Below are 19,995 nucleotides of genomic sequence, written 5' to 3'. Positions count from 1 at the left end.
TTCAAGCCGATTACTGGAGAGAACAATGTCCCGAATTCCGCAGAACCTGACCATGGGCGTTATTATTGGTAACCGGGGATTCTTCCCCAGCTATCTGGTGGCCGAAGCGCGCGAGCAGGCCACCGCGCTCTTTGCCCGCCTGGGCATTAACACCATTATGCTGGATGAGACGCAGACCGAGCTGGGCGGGGTTGAAACCCGCCAGGATGCGAAGATCTGCGCCGAGCTGTTTCGCGCCCACCGGGATGACATTCACGGTGTGGTGGTGCTGCTGCCTAACTTTGGTGATGAGAAGGCGGTGGCGGAGACCCTGCGTCTTTCGGGCCTCAACGTGCCGGTGCTGATCCAGGCCGAAGAGGACAACCTCGATAAAATGGGGCTCGCCACCCGCCGGGACAGCTTCTGCGGCAAGATCTCCCTTTGCAACAACATGCGCCAGTACGGCATCCCCTTTACGTTAACTACTCAGCACGTCTGTGCCCTCAGCGGCGAGGTGTTTGAAAAAGATCTCCGTCGCTTCGAGCAGATTTGCCGCGTGGTGAGCAGCATGCGCGGCGTGCGCGTTGGGGCCATCGGCGCGCGCCCGGCGGGCTTCAACACCGTGCGCTACAGCGAGAAGCTGCTTGAGCGGCTGGGCATCGCCGTAGAGACGCTGGATCTTTCCGAGGTCTTTACCCGGGTTAAGCAGCTGCGCGATGACGATATCCGTGTCGATGAGAAGCGCCGCCTGCTGCTCGACAACGCCGACGCCAGCGGCATCCCGGCAGATAAAATTGTTACCATGGCGAAGCTGTTTGTGGTGATCAGCGAGTGGGTGATTGCTAATGATATCGATACTACCGCTATCCAGTGCTGGACCTCGCTGCAGGAGAACCTGGGCATCAACGTCTGCTCGATCATGAGCATTATGTCCGGACAGCTGATGCCCAGCGCCTGCGAGGTGGATGTGATGGGGGCGCTGTCGATGTACGCCCTCGCCAGCAGCAACATGAGCCCCGCCTCAATTGCCGACTGGAACAACAACTTTGGCGACGATCGCGACAAATGCGTCCTGTTCCACTGCGGTAACTTCGCTGCGGCCAGCCTTGAGGATCCGCATATGGGCACCGCCGACATCATCGGTACCACCGTTGGGAAGGAGAACACCTGCGGGGCGGTGCATGGTCGGCTGAAGAGTGGCAATCTGACCTACTTCCGCCTGAGCACGGACGATCTCACCGGCGAGATCAAAGCCTACGTCGGCGAGGGCCAGTCGGTGGACGATCCGCTGGATACCGTCGGCTGCCGGGCAGTGATTCAGGTTCCGCACCTGGAGAACCTGCTGGCGTGGATCTGCCGCAACGGTTTCGAGCATCACGTCGCCATGAACCACTCCGCCAGCGCCGAGATTCTGCAGGAGGCCTTCACCCGCTACCTTGGGGTCAGCACCTATCTGCACCGTTAGGAGTCAGGGTTATGCCGGGCGCTTGCCCGGCATAAAACGTTAATCCTCATTTTTCATCTTCATCTTCATCTCCAAACCACGGGTCGATAGGATCCTCGTAATGAGTCCACCGCTGCGGGCCTTCGGCCATCTCCCGATCCGTCAGCAGGGCCGCATTCAGCTGCGCCCGCAGCCGCGCCTCGTCCATCTCCATGCCGATAAACACCAGCTCCTGGCGGGCATCGCCGACGCCCTCAAGCCAGTTAGCCATAATAAACTGCAACGACTCCTCGTCTTGCGGCCAGCGCTCCCGGGGGATGCTTGTCCACCAGCTGCCAGCCAACCCCTGACGCGCTACGCCTCCCGCATGCGACCATGAGCCAGCAAACTCTGGTCGGCTAGCCAGCCAGAAGTAGCCTTTCGAGCGCACTACGCCCGTGAGTTCGTTTTCCATAACCTGTGCGAAGCGGGCCGGGTGAAAAGGCCGACGGGCGCGATAGGCAAAGCTGGTGATGCCATACTCTTCCGTCTCTGGGGTATGCTCCCCGCGTAGCTCTTTGAGCCAGCCCGGTGACTGGGCGGCTTTGGCGAAATCAAACAGGCCGGTATTCAATACCTCGCTGAGCGGCACCTGACCGAACTGCGCCCTCACTATTTTTGCCCCAGGGTTGAGGGAGCGCAGAATGGCCAGCAGCCTACGCTGCTGCTCGTCGCCGATCAGATCGATCTTGTTAATCACCAGCACATCGCAAAACTCCACCTGCTCGATCAGCAGATCCACCACGCTACGGGTATCGTCCTCTCCTAATGACTCTCCCCGCGAGTGGATGCTCTCCTCAGAGCCGTAGTCATTGAGAAAGTTAAAGGCATCAATAACGGTAACCATGGTGTCGAGGCGGGCGACGTCCGCGAGGCTTCGCCCCTCATCGTCGGCAAAAGTAAAGGTTTCCGCCACCGGCAGCGGCTCAGCGATACCGGTGGACTCGATCACCAGCTGGTCAAACCGCCCTTCTCGTGCCAGCCGGTTCACCTCAATCAGCAGATCTTCCCGCAGCGTGCAGCAGATACAGCCGTTACTCATCTCTACCAGTTTCTCATCGGTGCGCGACAGCTCGGCTCCTCCGCCTCTGACCAACGCGGCATCGATATTGACCTCCGACATATCATTAACGATAACAGCGACGCGCCTGCTCTCCCGGTTGTTCAGGATATGGTTAAGCAGCGTGGTTTTCCCTGCGCCCAAAAAACCGGACAGTACGGTGACCGGTAATCTTTTTACTTCGCCTGTTGTTATCCGTGCTTCTGCCATTTTACTCACCCTTCGTTATTTTGTTGATGTTATAACATAACAATTCAGGGTGGAAAAGAGGATATTAAATTGACATCAATTGTATTTAGATCAATATTTACATCCATGTAACGAGACGGTTAGCTTGCTGTTTCTAAACCGAACGCTGACTGAACATAGTGATGATATGGAACACGATAAAATCGAGGCCTGTGGCGTTCCGCCGCAGAGCGAAGCACCTGTAACAGTGGATCAGTTCCTCTGTTTTGCCCTCTACTCCGCTTCTCTGGCCATGACCAAGCTCTACCAGTCGCGGCTGAAACCTCTGGGGCTGACCTACCCGCAGTATTTAGTTCTGCTGGCGCTATGGGAAAAGGATAACGTGACGGTTTCTGAGATTGGTGCGCGCGTGCAGCTCGACTCCGGTACCCTCAGCCAACTGCTGAAGCGGCTTGAAGAGTCGGGGTTGATTAGCAGACGGCGTGACGTGGGCCGCGATGAGCGCAAGGTACTGATCTCGCTCACCGGGCAGGGAGAGGCGTTAAAGATTCGCGCCGCCGGCGTTCCGGCAGACATGATTTCCGTGATGGATACGCCAATTGAAGAGCTGTCCGATCTAACGGTTAGGGTAGCCGCACTGCGGCAGAAATTGATTAACGCTATCCCTTAAGGGCCGGTCGGAGTAAACGCTTTGGAAAACTTACAGCTTGAGAGCAGTGACGATATTCACGCGCTGATAGGACAGATGGCGTCACAGATGCTGAATACCGGTAAGCCGCTGGAGGCACAAAACATGATGGCGTTTCTCCAGGAACAGGCACAGCAGACCGCTGACGGCATGCGTAAGCAGGACTACGTTATGGCCATGCGCGCAATCGCCGACAGGGTACGATGATCCCTGCGGCGGACTTCCTGTGGAAGTGAGTGTGGATTGAAGTAACGTCAGACTATCAGTGGATCATCTTACTGCTGGGAGGATATTCACTGCCTGCCTGAACGCTGCCGTACTCCGAGGATTGCGCCATAAGGCTGCTTTGCACTTCAACGACGGCGTTGGTACACGCCTGCTTTCTGAACGCCATTTTCTCTGAAATGGCCATAAGCTGAAGTTTTTCCATCAGGCTGTATGGCGTTATGGGATCGCCTTCGCTCAAAAGAGCAAGAATGGCTTCTCCCAGCACAATATCAGTCAATCTTTTATCATTAAATCTATTCATATCTGTGCCAGTTGCTTCTTTTGCCGGAAATCTAAAACGGTACGACGCTAAACAATCTAGCCCGCAATGTACAGGGGTTTTCATCTATAACACCCTGATTTCATCATCGTACACCCCACAGCGATCGTGCGGCTTTCGTTATGGCGATACCGTGAAACAGATATGCGGGTAAAAAAGGTATCCTCGACAGTGTAGCCTCCCTCCCCGTTTCTGCCAGCCTTAAGAATCATTCTCAGGTAAAGACTGCCCTCGCCAGGGCAGTCACCGCGTCATGCTCCGACCCGCAGGCCCTATCACCCGGGCGGCCTTTAACTGGCTGGAAGAGCTGGCCAGGCGATCTCAGGAGCCGTAGCAATATCCACAGCTTTGACTGCCCTTTTATAGGCCATCCATGCGGAGAGCTTTTCTCTGTCCACCGCGCTGATTTCATCCAGTAACAGCTCTGTTCGCCAGTCGGCGGTCATATCATCTGCCTGTTTTAACAGTGCTTGCCGATACAGTTCCGCCTGCTCAATACGCTGTGCGTCAGTGGGCGGCGGTAAGTCGAGCCAGGCAGGCTTACCGTTATTCAACCCAATAATTTTATCGTTTGGTACAGGAAAGAGCGCATCGTGTTCACTCTCCGTAATGTCGATGCCGTCTGACGGCCAGAGATTGGCCGCAATAAAAATGTCTTTATCCGACAGTGGAAAAAATCCGCCCGCTGACGGGCTATATAAATAATTCATACTTAGTACCCCACCGCAATATAATCAACGTTGTATCCGCCGGCTCCATTCTGCCATGCTCTAAACCCAGTAGGCTTCTTTGAGGTGGCGACTATAGCTACTGAAGCCGGCGCCGGGCTTGTAGAAGTACCGTCAAAGTTTCTGTCTGACCACGTCATAGTCACGCCATAATTATTACTTGTAAAAGCGCGTTGTAGCGTTACGTTCTGTTCAATAATGCCAGGGTTATAACCAAACGTGCCGCGCTGGATGATTAAGCCGCTGGGCATTTTTACCCAGTCATTTCCTTCCTGGAGACCAAGGTATGAGAGAAGCCCCGCCACTGACTTACCGCTAAGATTGGTCAGCGTGGCGTCCGTGGGCTGGAAATCTTTCCCAAGGCCGCTCACCAGCTTGGTGATGAAACCTGCCATGTCGCCGTCGTCCAGCACGTTCTGCCCGGTTTTATTAGTGACGTACTGCGCCAGAGCGGCCGAAATAAAGCTGGCCTGGCGAATCGCTTTATTCACCTGGGCGCTGGAGGCTTTGCCAGATTGAAAACCGGTAAACAGCGTCGGGAGCGATGCCCACTCTGCCTGCGCCGTTACGTTAGCACCTGCCCCTGTTGCGAAGGGCTTGAAGTCATTTGTTGCCATTAGAGTTTTACTCCCCATGCGCCGCTATCAAAGCCGACGATATAGTCGTTATCCATGTCGAAGCCGAAAAATGTCGGGCCAACGGATGGAGTGAGAATGGATGGTGTCAAAATATCGCCAGCCCAGACGCCGGCGGCCTTTACGGTTAAATATCCCTGTTTGATGGCGGCAATAAGCTCCAGCGAGACGTTTGCTATATCGCTCTCTGGAAAAACCCATACCGCGATGGTCATATCCTGGTTATCAACAATCTGCATACGCAGCCCGGAGCCAGCGGTGGCCGCATCAAGAATGGCGGGCAGTGTGTCGTTCTGCCCATTCCAGCTGTTGATGGCAATTTTGGCCTTCAGGATGATGCGATAGGTCTCATCGCTAAGGGTGGTGTAGCCCGCGTCGGGATCGAAGGGGCCCTGCCATACGCCCTGCTCATACCCTAAGCCATCGGTATCCCAGCAGAAGTAGACCCCGGATATCGGCTCGCTAACCTGCCGCGACCTGCCGATCCACAGCCCCAAAATATCGAGCTGTGCGCCGGTCGCCTGATCTATGTCAAACGCCTCAATCAGGCCTTCAACCGCAGCCGACGTGTCAATCAGCGGCCGCGTACTGAGGTCGATATGGTTTACAAACCGAGGTCGGGTGGCGTGATAGTTGGTGATGAGTTCGGTGTATTTACTCATGACGCCACCGTTATCGCGATATTGGCCGTGCTGCAGGAGGCCGATTCGTTATAGGCAATGGCAATGTTGGCTGCCGCCGCGCTGGTGGGCGATCTGCCAATCCGCAGCGAATTGATGTCGTAAAATCGGCTGCTCCCTCCGCTGACGACGCCGAGGTTAGCTGGAGAGTAAACGCGGCTAAGCAGCACGTCATCGCCAATGCTCAGGCTGTTAACGTAGTCAGCGATAGCCTGTTTAATCTGCTCCCCTACCTGGGTGGTATAGCCCGGAAAGACACTTAGCGTTATTGCGGCGTAAATGGGCACGTTGGTTGAACGCGAGAAGCGAATAACGTGCGGGTTGCCGTAGAGATCGGCAACGGTAACGGAAGTCGACCCAAACGTGCTGACGCCCTGCCCTTTTTTGCCGCGCAGGGTCTGAGCGATCGCCGTCACGTCTCCTCCGTCAACGATCGCCGACAGAGAGTGCGCCGGTAGCCCGTTGCCATCCGTCACGCCCGTATCGTTTTCATACAGCTTATGGCGAGTTACCCCGGCCACGTTAGCAATCGCCCCCTCCAGCGCCTCGAAGGGAGTAATGGATGAAATGGCCACGCTCTGCGCCTGGCGGATGCGGATCTGCGCGTCCCGCTCTGCCTCTACGCCCGGCGTGGCCGACATGGCGTTCGATACCGCCACCCAGCCCAGGGTGGGAGTAGCGATGCGGGTAATGCTGCCCGCTAGCGCCTCGACAGCCCCGGCGGTTGCACAGGTGGCGGTGACGGTGACGGCTCCGCCGCTGCCAATGGTTACGCTGGCGGGTAGAGACCAGGCAACGCCCCGGGTATCCTTTACGGAACCGTGAGTAATGGTGGTTCCCGTCTGACCCGTGAGCGTAACGTCCACCGTCGAGTGGGTAGCCGCCTTACGCACGATCCCATTGATTTTAACGTTACGCGTCAGGGCATCACTCATGGCGGTGGCTGGTGAGAAAGAGTTATAGACCTGAATAGCCGTGTTGTTGGCATCGTGTACCGCCAGCGCAACGAGCGCCACCATCTGCCCATCTTTGCTGTCCGGCGCCAGGTAAGCATCCGTACCGTAAATCTGCTGAAAGTAGCCAGTAATGCCAGCGAGAATTGCCTGATAATCAGGCGCGCTGATCCCCTGGTCAGTTACCCTTGCGGATAACCCCAGCGTGTCGAGATTAAGTGCCATTATGCCTCGCTTGTGACGGTAGTGATCCCGTAGCGGGTGTCAATTGTCGCGGTGAATATCACGCGGCGGGATGAGGTGTTGAGGGTGGTATCGAACGCCTGAATGGCGTTTACGCCCTGGGTTTCCAGTATGCGCTGGCGAATGGCCAGGCTGTAGACGTCCGGGCTCTGCTTGCCCAGCACGGACTGGATCCACGGCGTTCCCTCGGTGACGTCAAGAAACCACTGCCCATACCAGAGCATAAAGCGGGTTTTAACCGCCTGGGCTACCGTTTCCGGTGAATCAACGAGCCAGCTGTCGTCACCGTTGCCGAAGGTGTAGTCACCGTCAGCATCTTCCTGTCGGTACTGCATTAGTTAGGTCCTCCCGTATTGCCGCCGCCGGTCTGCACCCCGCTGTGGGTGTGCGTCATCAGGCTTTTCCCTCCCGCCTTCACATCGTTAGATACCGTGACGGGACCCAGCAGCGTTGCCGTGCCGCCTGCGGCTCCCATTCCCTGGGAGAGGCTACCGTTGATTGTCACATTGCCGTTAAGGGTGATCGTAGGTGAGGTTACGACGGTGCCCCCCTGCGCGGTAGCGGTAAGCTTTCCGGGCGTGGTGAGGGTGATGTCATGACCCGCCGCCACCTCGACGAACGCCGCGCCATCGTCGGTGCGCAGCTGTGCGGCGCGGATGCTGATATTGCCGATCTTTTGCGCCTGCGACATCGGGCCAACAAAGCAGATCGCATCAGAAAGATCGTGCATGCGATCGTCTACCGGCTCCTGTACGCCGCCGCTCTGCCACCAGAAATCGATGCAGCGATCGTTAAAAATCAGCTCGCACTCGTCACCAGGCCGGACCGGAAAAGTCAGGGTACAGCCGCCGCCGCGGGGAAACGCTACCGGCACGTCCACCAGCAGAGGATAGTTTTGCGTTATCCGCTTGCCGTCGATGTCGATATGCACATAGCGAATTGCTGGCTGCACAACCGCGGTGACGGCGTCAGGATTGAAAGAGTGAATAATGCCTGGCATGGCGACGCGGAGCTGGTTTTTGAGGCTCTCCCGCTCGGATTTAAAGACGTCGGAGAGGTCGCCGCTGCGGGTCTGATCTGATATGGACATAGGATAGGCTCCAGAAAGCAAAAACCCGCCGGATGGCGGGCTGTTTATCACAGGCAAGCGCTACTTAAGCGCTCTCTTGCGGCGTTTTTTTCGCAACCGGATCCGCTACGCCAGGCGGCCTGCAGACCATCTCCATGTACCACTGCTGGCCCCGGGTATCGCCGGTATAGATAATCTCGCGCACGCTATAGACGCCGTTCGATACTGCGGGAAGTGGTATGCGCTGCTCAAGCTGCACCAACCCTAACAGGCGGATGTTGGGGTTAATCAGCACCCTTACCTTTATGCCGTCGTCAATCGCCGTCGGGGAGCCAATCAGCCCGGTAGCGCTGCTCAGCAGGATAGCCTTATGCACGTACTCATGATCGGCAACCATCTGCCGTTTGCCATCCACGAACTGCCATGTGGCGTTGCACTGGGCAGCCAGGTTATCCATCAGGTGCCGGGTCATGCCAAACAGCACCCGACCACGGGGAAAGACCGTATCGGGCATTTTTGGCGTCAGCCCCTCTGTGATACCCTCGAGGGAAAAATCTTTCATTAACAGCCGGTTGAAATCCGCAGGCGTGTAGCCCGCTGACAGTGTCTGCGCGCTAGTGGTAGTGATAAGCGCTTTGATACTGTCCGCCGCCTTAATCTGCACCCAGGTGGCGAGCTTATCCTCCTCCCTTCCGGTCTGCGTTGAGTCGATTTGACCGCTAAAGATCATACCGTAGTTGCGGCCGTCGCTCTGCTCTACCGCTGTTGGGTCAACCACGCGCACTTTACCCACGCTGCTGGCCGCTACGTCCGGGGCGATGCCGTCGTAGCCAGCAATAAGCCGAAGGTGAGTAAATTCCTTCCGGGCGATCCGGCTTACGGTTGGTGCCGACAGGTTAAAAATTTTTATCTCTGCCGACCGGGACACGCTGCTGGTGTTGTACCAGCTGATGGTGAAATAGACTTTAAACTCGCTAAAGTCGATCCACCTCCCTTTGTCGTCCTTGAGCTGCAGTTCGAAGTGACGCATCCAGTTCTGTGCCATGCTGCTTACTCCGTGATAACCAGTAGGTGGCTGCTGCTGCCCAGATCGGTTTGCGTGGGATAGTCCTGACCGTTGGCATCACAGACGACGATCAGCTTAACGCCGGGCTGTAGCCAGGCATACTGCGCCAGCAGATCCACCCCGGTGACCAGAGGCAGGCCGGAAACTAACGCTTCTCCCCTCTCATCCTGCAGATCCATAACCCAGCAGCTGCCCCGCCAGATGATACGCACCTGCCAGGCCGTGCCAGCAAGGGTGATGCTGAACTGCTGGTTATCTGCGGTAAGGGGGATCTCTTCAATTGTCATCATTGCCCTCCCGACGTTAACGCAATGCCGCCTGCCGGTTTCGTGGTTTTGGTGCCGGTATTGCGCACCTCGGCGGTATTGACGCCCATCTTCATCTCACTTTTCTCTGCCACGTAGACCTCTTTGGTCTGGACGAGAATGACCTCTTTCAGCGTCAGGTCAGCAAAGAGGACGTTTTCGCTCTCGCTTTCCGTAGTCACGCTCAGCGTAGCGATCAGCATATTGTTGTACTGCCGCTTTCCGGTGGTGACGCTGAAGGGCATTCGACGTGCCTGCAGATCCAGCAGCTGCTGGTAGGTCTCCTGTGGGCTCAGCCCTAACAGACTGGTAGCAGTAAGGCTGCCGGCAAAGTCCAGCAGCGTGCCGCCGCCGGCAAAACCAACTTTCATCTTCAGCTCTGCCGGATTTTTGTAGGCGTGATCGGCAATTACCGCACCATCCTCAATAGGATGCTCGGTAATCGTCAGCGTATCGGTGTGAATTTCAGAGGTGACGACGCTGGGAATAATCACGCCAATTTGTCGCGTATGCTGATGAAACAGCGTGGAAAGATAATCCATTAGCCCACCTTTACCTGGTTGACGCGCATAAACTGGGCGTTGGCGGAGTGCTGGCGAAGCTCTACCTCGGCCCCGATCTCCTGCGCGTTGTTGCCATAGATGTGGTAGCTGTTGTGCTGATCAAGCTGCGGTCCTGCCACGTTCGACGCGGCGGTTGTGTTCCGTTCCCGCTCGATCAGATCGCGAGAATAGATACTCTGGCTATTCTCCGGGTGGAGAACGTTGACAGTGTCAGCCCAACTCAGATTTTTGAAGTATTTACCGACGTTTCGAGGATCAACGCGTAAATGCTTTTTAATCAAATCAGCAACTTCGTTCGCACTCTTTGTGACCCAAGGCAGCGCATCAGGCTTATCGTTGCCCTGCTTAAACAGGCTTTTACCGATTTCAACGGCATCGGACCAGCGGTTTTCACCCACGGCTTTCAGCAGTTCGGCGAGCATTTTAAGCATCTGGTTGAACTCACCCAGCTGCGCAATGGCGTTGCTGAAGTCCCATTTCAGTGACCACGAGCCCAGGTCAATGTTAAGCAGCCCGGCGACGGCGTGTACGAGACTGCTGATGGCGGTTTTAAAATCGCTGATAAGCGCTATCGCATCATCAATCACGGGCTGCCATTCACCCCAGTTGATAAAGCTCTGACCGCCTTCGGTCCATTTTTTGTAGTCGTCCCACAGCAGCGCAATGGCCGCCGCCAGGGCGAGGATAAGCCCGACAGGAGAGAGCAGAAACGCGCTGTTCAGCGCGCTGAGAGCAAGGGCCAGCCCGCCCAGCAGCGTAATGAGATCCTGGGTCTGCCCATCAAGCGCCCCCCACCACTCAGCAAGATCTAATGCGCCCTCGAGGATCCCCAGCAACAGCGGTATGAGGGTATCACCCAGCGCCACGATCCCGTCGACAATCCCGAGCAGCGCCTGCTCAATACGCGGATAGTTATCGAGAATGAAGTGGCTCAGGGTGTCGAGCCAGCCCGCCATTCCCCCGGCAAGGCGGGAGCCGATTTTCTCCTGCACCATGTCAACCACGGCGCTGACCTCCCGGAGGGAGGTCATAAACCGATTCGCGTCTGCGGCAGCGTCATCAGCGTTAAAGCCAATGGTCTTCGCCATGACGCTATGCTGCGTTGAGAAGCTGCCTGCCCCGCCGCGCATCGCCGCCAGGGTATCATCACTGATACCCAACGTTTTTGCGCTCTGGCTGGCGAGGGGCATCGGCATCGCGCTGAGCTTCTGGCCCACTTCGGTAAAGATAACCGCCGTATCCCGTGGGTGACCCGACGCATCGCGCACCTGAATATCGAGCTGGCTGAGGAAACGCTCTGCGCCAGGCGCCTGCTGCACAAAGCGTGACAGGTTCTCAAGCGAGCCGCGTGCGTCATCAACGTTGCCGCCCACCTGCGATACCCCATAGCCGATGGATTCGATCCCCTCTACGCTAGCCCCCGTGCGCTGGGAGAGGGCATAGAGATGATCCAGCCCGGTTGCGGTGGTGAGCGTAAAATCATAGATCGACAGCGCAGCGTCTTTTACCGCCAGCCCTAGCTTAAGCGCGCCCTCTGCCGCACCGGCCAGCATGGCCCCCAGGTTTTGCCCGCCGCCCTCCCCGGACGGCACGCCGAGAGAGCCGAGGAGGGCCACAATCATATTAGGATTCATTACTCTCTCTCCATTTCTCAATGCGATAATGGTTATCCGCTTTGACGGCCAGATGGTCATTCATCAGCGCGACGTCACACAGATCGATCGATCCATCTTTCAACGCGCTGTAGGGAATTAACCCGGCGTCAACCGGGTCAAGAAGGTATGAAAGCCCATCCGGCAGGCTATTGAGCGTCAGGCTTGATGCGGGCCCGGCGTCGCGCTGGTAGGGAGTGCGGGCAAAAAATTTCCCAGCGAGTCGGCGACCACCCGCGCCACCAGCTGGAGCATGGTGAAGAGGTCGATATCGTCAAACATCAGCTCGCCGCCGGTAAACACCGCCGTCCAGCTCTTGCCGTTCTGGCGCGCAACGACGCCAAGGCAGGGATGGATAATGGCACTGGTATCCTCTTCGCTCAGCGAGGAGAGCGCATCGGCAAGGCGCGGCAGCACCTTTTCAAACACCGGTGCCAGCGCATCCACCTGTGCACCGTCCATTTTTCCCTCAGCGGGCAGCAGCGCGCGCAGGCTGCCCACATCTGTCATCATGCCAGCCAGCACCGGCAGCAGTTTACGGGTAACCTTCAACTGATCGAAGACGGTGAGTTTTGCCACGCGATACGCGTGGCCTTTGATTTCAAACTCCATCGGTTAAAACTCCCCAAGCAGCTGATCGATTTTGCCGCAGTTAAACTCCCACTTCACCACGCCAATATCTTTGCTATTGGACACGTCCGGCTGTTTCGAGAACGCCACGCTGCGGGCCGTCACCGTTTCGCCGCTGGCCTTGTTGCGGATCACGATGACGTTTTTGCCCCAGGCCGCCGTGGAGAGGCTTTGGGCGTTATACATCAGCGACAGCTTTCTATTAACCGGGGAGGTTTTCAGCAGGCTGACGGCAATGGTGCCGCTCTTATTGGCATGCAGGCTGTGCATCACTTCGCCATCCAGACCCACGGTCATGGTGTTTTTTGATTCACCCATCGACACAACGATCCCCTCGTCGGCGTTAGCTGAGCCGTAGCCGAAATCGATTTCGCCGGTAGGTCCAACGAGAGAGGCGGTAACATCCATAAAAGAGTAAGTAGCCATTGAATTTTTCCTTATCGAACAACGTTAATTTGCACATCGGCGTAGTGCACGGCACCCGCCAGTTTGCACGCAACCTGAATGAGTGGCGCTTTGCGCGCCTCGCGATCGGCCTGGGCCTGTTCTGCCAGCGGCTGGGCATACACGTAATAGCCTTTGGTCAGCGTCTCCCCGGACGCCAGCTGGCCGACCGGGCCGCCGCTCCAGATGCCCGGTGCAACCAAACCGTTGGTCACCGCCTGATCCATCGACTGTTCGACATTGGCGAGCAGGCGCGTTACGCCCGCATCGGTCTGGGGTACTTTGCTGGTGCTGGTGTAGAGCATGTTGAACAGGTTGGTCTGGACATAGTTCTGCATCCAGTCCAGCCCGTGGCGTTCATCAAAGAAGTCGCCGTTGGCCATCACGCCCTGCTGCAGAATGGCCGTGTCGTTCTGGTAGTAGACGAAGACGTTGCAGTTTTTGGCGTCCAGCGCCGCCGCCTGGTTCACGGTCAGCGCCTCATAGGTAACGCCCGGCTCCTGCTTGAACTTCAGGGTGATGGTGGTGTTGCTGCCGTTGAAGTTAACGGTAAACGCCCGGCTAAAGGCCGAGAGCGCCGCATAGTTGCTGCTGGCAGAGAACTGTACAAAAGTACGGGCATACTTCGCCGCTTTCAGGCGGGAAGCGAGATCGGCAGTAGACGCAGCATCGAGGGTTTGCGGGTCGCTGACGGTGATCGCCAGAATACGGCTCAGGCTGGCGGACTCAATCGCTGATGCGACAGCCAGCCACTCGGCGTCGTCGATAGCCTCACTGTCTGCCACACCCAGGCCGTACCAGTTGGTATACTGCAGCACGGCGTTAACGGCCTCGGTGAGCGTCTCCGTCTCTCCGCTCTCGGTGGTGGCAAGGGTTTTCGCCCAGCGGCCGACGTAGACCTCCTGGGGGGTCGGCGACTGCGAGAAGTAGACGGTCGCCGCCTGATATTCCGGGCTGTCCAGGCCAAAATCTTTGCCGATATCCTCAGCCGAGGGGTAGAGGCGGATACGCTCGCTGATCGGGATGATCGTCGAGGAGCCGAGGATCAGCAGCGCACCAAAGTTACGGCCAGCGGCCGCGCGCGGCGACATGATCACGTCGACGTTAACAACGTTAGATACAGGTAATCCCTGTGGCATAATTTACTCTCCGAAGTAGTGTGTAGATGCAGATTTAAGTGTCCGGATGTTGTAGGTCCGGGTGTTTTTGCGGGAGAGCGTTACGCTAAGGTCGTAACGCCGCACCCGCTGGTTATCGATAAGCGCAGGCAGGCTCTTAATGGCGCCGGCATCAACCAGCGACAGCCCGGACAGGTTCAGTTCGGCGTTGTTTTGCTCGATAAACATTCCGGCGCGAAAGTTTGCGCAGGTGGTGGCGCTAAGCGGGCCATAGAAGCTGCCGCTCACCGCGATCTCTTCCCATGTCCACTGCTCAGACTGCTCGTCTGAAACCTGGACATCAGACTGGCTTAAGGGCCGCGGTACGGCAGCGATGCTGAATTCACACCAGGTCGTGCCGTCGGGTTGGGCGGGTGGCTGCGGCGCATTCCAGAGCGGCAGAACCTGCCCGGCTGGCAGACCGGCAACGCCGCTTATCCACCGGCCAATCTCTTGCTCTAAGGCTTCGTCATACGCAGGGCCGTCTCCCACCGGTGTCAGGTAGCCACGCGTGGTGCTGTCATTACTCAAAGTAAATTCCTCACTTCTGGCTGGTTTGCCGTTGAATTTCGATATCTCTGATATCGGCTTTATCCCGGTTGCACTGGCCTAACGCGGCAAGCAGAGAGAGGTTCAGATCGAGGCTCTGGCCCCAGCGCAATCTACCGGGTGGGATGATGGGCTGAGGCGTTTCAGCGGTCAGGCTTGCCGGGAGCGGCGGTGCGGGTACCCAGGCGGGTTGCGTAGTGCCGCAGCCGACTATCTGCATCAGCAGGAATAGCGCGCTGAGCACACTCATCGTTCGCCATAGCCGAGTGGACATCACGCGCCGCGTTTTGGACGTCCAGGGTAATCTGGTTTTTCGCATGCTGATTGGCCTCGGTGACGGTGTTGATAAGCGCTACGGTACGCTGGAGATGGGTGACTACCGCAGCGGCGCTGCTTGCAAGGCGTTCGGCGTTATCGGCCCGATTTTTCTCCCTGGCATACTGGCCGCTGTAATAAACAATGGCGAAGAGTGCCGCAGCCAGCAGCGCTAACGCTGCGCCAGAGAACAGGACGACAAAGCGGCTCATGGCACCCCCTCCAGACAGAGCGCCTGCTCATTGCTGCGACGCGTTTTCAACCCCGCCAGCGGCACGCCGTCGGCATAGATCCAGCGCGTAAACTGCGCGCAGGCCTCGGACACGCTCTCCTGACGCAGCAGCCTGAACAGCGTGGAACGCTGCATTGCGCCGCAGCCAACGTTAAAGGTGAGAGAGGTAACGGCGGAGAAGGTGTTATCGCTCAGGCGCTTTCCAGCGGCCCAGGCATTGACGCACCGCTCTGCCGCCAGGATGTTTTTCTCCCAGTCAGCGGCAATCTGCGCATCTGTTTTCTGCACACCAGCGCTGACGTTATGGGTGTTGCCGATGCCGTCAGTGAGTACGCCTGCCGGACAGAGATAGGGATCCCGGCGGCAGGACTCGGCGTTACCGATCAGCCTCAATCCACGCTCATTGGTTCGGACATGCCCGGCGTTGAGCACCATCGTGATAATCATCCCGACAGAGCAAACAATACCGGCCGCACCGCCTGCTTTTTTAATCAGCTGGGTCATGGCCTATCCTCCTCATTGCTTCGGTAATCACTTCGGCCGTTGCCGGTCGCTCATGGGCTGGTCTGGTTGTCATCTCGCTAAGATAGGCTGCCAACAGCCGGGTACGTTTCTGTTCCTCTGCCAGTCGATTACGCTCGTCGCGCCGCTTCGCGTAATACGTTTTAATCGTGAACCAGGCCGAGATCGCTGCCCCGACGATAAAAACGTAATCCTGCAAAGAGAGAAGCGAAAAAACACCGAGCATCGACGACCACCAATAAGGCAGGTGGTGACCATCTGTAGGGTTCATACGCTGTATTTCCACGCCCGCATAAAAGAGGGCGTTGTAGGGGTAAGAGAGGGGTCAGGCCCGCGGGCTCTGTTGATAACGAGATCGTCTGATAGTGATCCCCAGGGCCTGAAATAAAAAAACCCGCACGATGGCGGGTTATTTTAGGCGGAGACGAGAGAGGCATCTGCCTTAATTATGCTGTCGCTGTTTGTCGCAGCGGGTAAAACTTCACAAGCTTATCTGAATTCAACCAACACCCGCGCAACTTTGCAAACGAAATCTTTGCGGATTTTTATCAAATTGAATGCACATAGGAGAATAGAGCATAAATTCAGCGACTTGCAGATAGACATCAATGCGATTTTCGCAGGTGCGCAGGCTCCATTCAGGGTGTTTTGCCTGCAGCTGGCGAGCCATCTCTTTTTTACTCAGCCGGTGACGATAGCGATCGTTAATCACTTTAAACAGGCCGTCGTGGCCGCCACGCACCAGCACCTCGGCGATAACGTTATCTATTATTAACCCTTCGCTATCCGTACAGAACGCCAGGCTGGATTTATGCTTGCCGCTCAGCAGATCGAGAAAATAGGTTTTTAGCTCCTGCTCATCCATGCCGGAGGCTTTTAAATGTGATAATACCTGCTGAATAGCTGTTTTAGATATTTTTGTCGAGGCCAGCAGAGCATTAAACATATTGCCGGTCCGACCGTGGCCAATAACAGACCAACGCCCCCACATACGCAGCTTGCCCTGGATCCAGACCGATTCCAGAGTTAACAGGCGCGCTGACTCAGCGGTTTTTCCGGTGGTATTTGGATAGATCATCGTAATATCTCCTCTTGCAGATGTGCGGTATACAAAACACACCCGGAGCGGTACGGCGCGGGCGTGTCAGAATTAACCAAGGGGATAAGATGTCGCGGGATAAATATGCCTTGCGGGCAAAGTGATAATAAAAAGCGCAACATACATTATCCTTATTAGCGCCGCAGTTGCTCAGAAATAGCGCGTCGGGGTGTTCACGCCCGCCGCGGGTTACATCTCAGGATCGTCTTCCAGTTCCACGGTATAGCCAGCCATTTTTACCAGCTCGATCAGCGCCTTAAGTGAGGCGACGTGCTCGTCGTCGTAGATGACTCTGGCTGACGTGATCTTACCGTTTTTGCAGGTGAACAGTACGCGGCCGTCCTCAGGAAGATATCTTCCGGCCTCCGTCTTATCGAGCATGTTCACCTCCAGGTAATAATACTGTACAAATCTACAGTAGTTATACCCTCACCTCCCAATAAGTGCAAACTTTTAGATAAAAGAAATAAAAAAACGTCCTCTATTTTCCCTTGGTATCCATGGAGTTAACAAAAAATAAGCAGTGCTGGTTATTTTATTGGCAGGCGGGCGATGAGCGATGGTGGAAGAGGCGTGCTGTTACCGGGCAGAGGGAGATCCCCTGCCCGGTGAAGATTTAGGCTCTGGCGTTTTTATCTGAGAGAGCGTAAAAACGCGGATCGACGTTAATAAGCGTGAAGTGCGTCACGGGCATATCGTCGTGGCGGTGAATTTCCACCAGGTTGGACTGCAGCAGCGCAAACACCCGCTTCTGTAGCTGCGGCAGCGTGATGGTTATTTCACCGTGCTCCCTGACAATGGCGGCGAGTATCGCCTGATACGACAGCGTTCGGCCCAGCATAATGGCCACCAGCGCCTGCGCCGACAGCGTAGTTTTTGCCGTCTCAGCTTCTGGCTCTACCGCCCTCCTGGCAGGCGCAGGACATTTTTTAGGCGTAGCTGAAATGCGCGGCTGCACCACCTGTACCCGGTGCGGAGCGGGTACAAACACGGAGCGACTGCAGGCCCGGGCCCCGGCGTTCATCCGCCAGAGGATGGTTTCAGTCCAGTCGCAGCCGTCATCAGCATACGCTGAATTAGGGGTTAAGATTGTTTCGGTCATGGGTCTTTCCTCGGTCTGTTTAGCGCTGGTCAGGCGCATTTAAAATTTCTCACTGCTGTAAAGCTCGGAATACTTCCGCGGTGGCCTGCGCGGCCGTTCTGCGTCCAACCGCAGGCGCGTTTTCTCCTTGGCAATATGCCGATCGATAGGCACGAAGTGCCCATGGGTAAACTGTTGATAGATAATGGTTCCGGCAGCGGCAAAGCGGCATTTGCCAAGGATAATCTCGGCCACGCCTGCGGCTGGTGTTTCTGGGTTGTAGACTTCATCCCGATAGAGAAAAAGAATGCTGTCCGCGTCCTGCTCGATTGCGCCAGAATCCCGCAGATCGGACATCACGGGCCGCCGCTGTGCCGCCGGGCGGGAGTCCACCGCGCGCGATAGCTGGCTTAACGCGAACGTGGGCGTATGCAGGCGCATCGCCATGGTTTTCAGGTTGCGGGAGATATGGGCCACGGCAAGATCGTTGCGTTCCGCCTGTGGTTTTTTTATAAGTCCAAGGTAATCCACCACAATGGTGGCCAGCTGCGGATAGCGCCGCTTATGGGTTTCCGCAATGGCTCTGATCTGCTCAATAGTCAGATCCGTCGCGTCTACTATCCAGATATCCCGGCTCGCCAGCCTGCTGATTGCTGCCGTCAAACCAGCCCACTCGTCGTCATGCATCTCTTTTGGATTGCGTAAACGAGAGACCGGCATCGCCTGCGACCCCGCCAGAGCACGCTCGGCGATCTGCAGTGCGGCCATCTCCATGCTGAAGATCAACGCCCCGCCGCCGGCTGCGGTGACGCCCTCGACGATTTTAAGCGCCAGCTCGGTTTTCCCCATGCCGGGACGCCCGGCCACGACGATCAGGTCCTGCGGGTTAATCCCTCCCATGGCATCGTCCAGTGCGCTAATACCGGTCAGCAAATTAGACGATGAAGCGCTGCCATCCAGACGTTTGAGCAGCGTATCCTGGTAACGCGGCAGGAGATCGGCGATATGCAGAGGCAGGACGTTCCCGGTATCAGCGGTCATATCCAGCAGCTGGGCGACGGCTTTATCGATGAACAAATCCCGTTGCGCCTGGTTGACGGCAGTGCGGATAGCCTCGGCGCTCTCCTGTAGCAGGCGGGCTACCTTGCGGCTGCGCCACGCTTTGACCATTTTCCCCGCATACCCCTTCAGGTTCGGAACCGTGGCGGGAAGCCGGGCTATCTCTGATAAATCGGCCAGGCTGGTGCCGCCCAGCGCTTCGCTGATAAACAGTATGTCGATCAGTCCGCTGCCCAGCGCCTGCTTTTTGATTTCACGAAAGGTACGGCGATAAAAGAGCGTGCAGAAGGCCTCATCCGGGGTGCCCGCCAGCACGTCAAACGCATCTGGCGTCGCACCGCCGTTAAGCAGCCCCGCCAGCACGCAGGCTTCCAGCTCTTGCGGCGTCATAACGCCCCCTCACGCGTTTTGCGCAGCGTTTCAGGCTTCATCAGGTAGTCAAAGCTGGCGTGCCAGCCGGTGCCGTTTTCGCCACCAAAGTAGAAATCCGGGGCGGTATTACGGAATTTTTCAAAATAGCCCAGAAACGCGCCGGTACTTTTACTCATCATGTGGGTAGCCAGGCGGTTAATCATGCTACGGCGATCGGCATCGAGCGTAGCGACAGGCAGCAGATCGGCAAAAATGTCGTTATAGCCCTCAATCACCGCCTTAGGATCAATGATCGGATCAAAAGAGTGATTGGTTCTGGTGCCGTCACCTGATACAGGGGGTGTGCTTTCTGCTGGCACAGGCGTGGTTTTTACCGGCACAGGAGGTATGTTTTTTGACGACACAGGGGCATCAAGGTTTAGCGTATAGACATTCGATGCGTTCCCTTTGCCATTGTTGGTCCCGATGCGGTTAACCTTCGCCAGCAGCCCCAGCGCGATTAACGCGCCGACGTGCTCGCGAACCGCGCTTCTGCTGCATTCACAGTGATCGGCTATGTGGCGGTAAGATGGCCAGCATTCACCGCTATCGTTAGCGTTGTCGGCTAATTTAATCAGGACCAGCTTACGCAGCGGGTTGCCTGTTTTGATCGCCATTGCTCTGGCCATAAGCGTCATGCTCATAATCACAGCCTC

At 56.7% G+C, this 19,995-nt stretch carries 28 protein-coding genes; 3 read left to right on the top strand and 25 right to left on the bottom strand.

Features of this window, described 5'->3' with window-relative positions; genetic code table 11:
- Nucleotides 1–25: 25 nt before the first annotated feature.
- A complete protein-coding gene (locus tag NR795_RS03540; protein ID WP_144812733.1) occupies nt 26–1,444 on the top strand; it encodes an L-fucose/L-arabinose isomerase family protein in 1,419 nt (472 codons plus the stop codon).
- Nucleotides 1,445–1,490: 46 nt separating this feature from the next.
- On the opposite strand, the gene zigA is transcribed toward NR795_RS03540, so the two are convergent.
- Nucleotides 1,491–2,732, bottom strand: a complete 1,242-nt coding sequence (zigA, locus tag NR795_RS03535; protein WP_257757165.1) for a zinc metallochaperone GTPase ZigA — start codon at nt 2,730–2,732, stop codon at nt 1,491–1,493.
- 166 nt (nt 2,733–2,898) lie between these two features.
- Here zigA and NR795_RS03530 point away from each other — a divergent pair, with 166 nt between their 5' ends.
- Nucleotides 2,899–3,381, top strand: a complete 483-nt coding sequence (locus tag NR795_RS03530; protein WP_144812739.1) for a MarR family winged helix-turn-helix transcriptional regulator — start codon at nt 2,899–2,901, stop codon at nt 3,379–3,381.
- A 21-nt stretch (nt 3,382–3,402) separates the two neighbouring features.
- The gene (locus NR795_RS03525) at nt 3,403–3,606 is read left to right on the top strand and encodes a hypothetical protein (RefSeq protein ID WP_257757163.1); all 204 of its coding nucleotides are present in this window, start codon (nt 3,403–3,405) and stop codon (nt 3,604–3,606) included.
- A 55-nt stretch (nt 3,607–3,661) separates the two neighbouring features.
- On the opposite strand, the gene NR795_RS03520 is transcribed toward NR795_RS03525, so the two are convergent.
- The 24 genes from NR795_RS03520 to NR795_RS03400 all read right to left on the bottom strand — a co-directional run bounded on the left by NR795_RS03520 (nt 3,662) and on the right by NR795_RS03400 (nt 19,983).
- Nucleotides 3,662–4,012 carry a hypothetical protein gene (locus tag NR795_RS03520; RefSeq protein WP_144812746.1) on the bottom strand — a complete coding sequence of 117 codons (351 nt, stop codon included), beginning with the start codon at nt 4,010–4,012 and terminating at the stop codon, nt 3,662–3,664.
- A gap of 224 nt (nt 4,013–4,236) precedes the next feature.
- Nucleotides 4,237–4,656 carry a tail fiber assembly protein gene (locus tag NR795_RS03515; RefSeq protein ID WP_144812749.1) on the bottom strand — a complete coding sequence of 140 codons (420 nt, stop codon included), beginning with the start codon at nt 4,654–4,656 and terminating at the stop codon, nt 4,237–4,239.
- A gap of 2 nt (nt 4,657–4,658) precedes the next feature.
- A complete protein-coding gene (locus NR795_RS03510; protein WP_257757162.1) occupies nt 4,659–5,291 on the bottom strand; it encodes a hypothetical protein in 633 nt (210 codons plus the stop codon).
- Entirely contained in the window at nt 5,291–5,971 is a 681-nt protein-coding gene (locus tag NR795_RS03505) for a DUF2612 domain-containing protein (RefSeq protein ID WP_144812755.1), read from the bottom strand. Before NR795_RS03505 ends, NR795_RS03510 begins: the two co-directional genes overlap by 1 nt.
- Nucleotides 5,968–7,167, bottom strand: coding sequence for a baseplate J/gp47 family protein (locus NR795_RS03500; RefSeq protein WP_257757160.1), 1,200 nt, complete (start codon nt 7,165–7,167; stop codon nt 5,968–5,970). Before NR795_RS03500 ends, NR795_RS03505 begins: the two co-directional genes overlap by 4 nt.
- The gene (locus NR795_RS03495; protein ID WP_257757158.1) at nt 7,167–7,520 is read right to left on the bottom strand and encodes a hypothetical protein; all 354 of its coding nucleotides are present in this window, start codon (nt 7,518–7,520) and stop codon (nt 7,167–7,169) included. Before NR795_RS03495 ends, NR795_RS03500 begins: the two co-directional genes overlap by 1 nt.
- Complete coding sequence (locus NR795_RS03490) at nt 7,520–8,275, bottom strand: Gp138 family membrane-puncturing spike protein (RefSeq protein WP_257757157.1); 756 nt, start codon at nt 8,273–8,275, stop codon at nt 7,520–7,522. Before NR795_RS03490 ends, NR795_RS03495 begins: the two co-directional genes overlap by 1 nt.
- 64 nt (nt 8,276–8,339) lie before the next feature.
- Nucleotides 8,340–9,299, bottom strand: a complete 960-nt coding sequence (locus tag NR795_RS03485; protein WP_257757156.1) for a hypothetical protein — start codon at nt 9,297–9,299, stop codon at nt 8,340–8,342.
- Between the two features lie 5 nt (nt 9,300–9,304).
- Nucleotides 9,305–9,607: a hypothetical protein gene (locus NR795_RS03480; protein WP_257758264.1), complete on the bottom strand. Its 303-nt coding sequence runs from the start codon at nt 9,605–9,607 to the stop codon at nt 9,305–9,307.
- Nucleotides 9,607–10,167 carry a phage baseplate protein gene (locus NR795_RS03475; RefSeq protein WP_257757155.1) on the bottom strand — a complete coding sequence of 187 codons (561 nt, stop codon included), beginning with the start codon at nt 10,165–10,167 and terminating at the stop codon, nt 9,607–9,609. Before NR795_RS03475 ends, NR795_RS03480 begins: the two co-directional genes overlap by 1 nt.
- Nucleotides 10,167–11,822 (bottom strand): lytic transglycosylase, encoded by a 1,656-nt coding sequence (locus NR795_RS03470; RefSeq protein WP_257757154.1) that lies wholly within the window; start codon nt 11,820–11,822, stop codon nt 10,167–10,169. Before NR795_RS03470 ends, NR795_RS03475 begins: the two co-directional genes overlap by 1 nt.
- Nucleotides 11,812–11,988 (bottom strand): NTP pyrophosphohydrolase, encoded by a 177-nt coding sequence (locus NR795_RS03465; RefSeq protein ID WP_072015259.1) that lies wholly within the window; start codon nt 11,986–11,988, stop codon nt 11,812–11,814. The genes NR795_RS03470 and NR795_RS03465 overlap by 11 nt, the downstream gene beginning before the upstream one ends.
- A gap of 11 nt (nt 11,989–11,999) precedes the next feature.
- Entirely contained in the window at nt 12,000–12,452 is a 453-nt protein-coding gene (locus NR795_RS03460; RefSeq protein ID WP_144812778.1) for a phage tail assembly chaperone, read from the bottom strand.
- A 3-nt stretch (nt 12,453–12,455) separates the two neighbouring features.
- Nucleotides 12,456–12,896 carry a DUF3277 family protein gene (locus NR795_RS03455; RefSeq protein ID WP_144812781.1) on the bottom strand — a complete coding sequence of 147 codons (441 nt, stop codon included), beginning with the start codon at nt 12,894–12,896 and terminating at the stop codon, nt 12,456–12,458.
- 11 nt (nt 12,897–12,907) lie between these two features.
- Complete coding sequence (locus NR795_RS03450) at nt 12,908–14,053, bottom strand: DUF3383 domain-containing protein (RefSeq protein ID WP_257757153.1); 1,146 nt, start codon at nt 14,051–14,053, stop codon at nt 12,908–12,910.
- 3 nt (nt 14,054–14,056) lie between these two features.
- The gene (locus NR795_RS03445; RefSeq protein ID WP_257757152.1) at nt 14,057–14,602 is read right to left on the bottom strand and encodes a hypothetical protein; all 546 of its coding nucleotides are present in this window, start codon (nt 14,600–14,602) and stop codon (nt 14,057–14,059) included.
- Nucleotides 14,603–14,763: 161 nt separating this feature from the next.
- A complete protein-coding gene (locus NR795_RS03435) occupies nt 14,764–15,147 on the bottom strand; it encodes a DUF2570 domain-containing protein (RefSeq protein WP_257758301.1) in 384 nt (127 codons plus the stop codon).
- Nucleotides 15,144–15,671, bottom strand: a complete 528-nt coding sequence (locus NR795_RS03430) for a lysozyme (RefSeq protein WP_257757151.1) — start codon at nt 15,669–15,671, stop codon at nt 15,144–15,146. Before NR795_RS03430 ends, NR795_RS03435 begins: the two co-directional genes overlap by 4 nt.
- On the bottom strand, nt 15,655–15,969 hold the full coding sequence (locus NR795_RS03425) for a hypothetical protein (protein ID WP_257758263.1): 315 nt from the start codon (nt 15,967–15,969) through the stop codon (nt 15,655–15,657). The genes NR795_RS03430 and NR795_RS03425 overlap by 17 nt, the downstream gene beginning before the upstream one ends.
- A 219-nt stretch (nt 15,970–16,188) precedes the next feature.
- Nucleotides 16,189–16,767, bottom strand: coding sequence for a DUF1133 family protein (locus tag NR795_RS03420; RefSeq protein WP_257757149.1), 579 nt, complete (start codon nt 16,765–16,767; stop codon nt 16,189–16,191).
- Between the two features lie 210 nt (nt 16,768–16,977).
- Entirely contained in the window at nt 16,978–17,169 is a 192-nt protein-coding gene (locus tag NR795_RS03415) for a hypothetical protein (RefSeq protein WP_144812803.1), read from the bottom strand.
- 235 nt (nt 17,170–17,404) lie between these two features.
- Nucleotides 17,405–17,890: a hypothetical protein gene (locus NR795_RS03410; RefSeq protein WP_257757148.1), complete on the bottom strand. Its 486-nt coding sequence runs from the start codon at nt 17,888–17,890 to the stop codon at nt 17,405–17,407.
- A 39-nt stretch (nt 17,891–17,929) separates the two neighbouring features.
- Nucleotides 17,930–19,318: a replicative DNA helicase gene (locus NR795_RS03405; RefSeq protein ID WP_257757147.1), complete on the bottom strand. Its 1,389-nt coding sequence runs from the start codon at nt 19,316–19,318 to the stop codon at nt 17,930–17,932.
- Nucleotides 19,315–19,983, bottom strand: coding sequence for a helix-turn-helix domain-containing protein (locus NR795_RS03400; protein WP_257757146.1), 669 nt, complete (start codon nt 19,981–19,983; stop codon nt 19,315–19,317). The genes NR795_RS03405 and NR795_RS03400 overlap by 4 nt, the downstream gene beginning before the upstream one ends.
- Between the last annotated feature and the right edge of the window lie 12 nt (nt 19,984–19,995).

It is taken from the genome of Pseudescherichia sp. L3, from assembly GCF_024656065.1.
Taxonomy (GTDB): Bacteria; Pseudomonadota; Gammaproteobacteria; order Enterobacterales; family Enterobacteriaceae; genus Pseudescherichia.
This window is presented reverse-complemented; position numbering and strand designations above follow the sequence as displayed.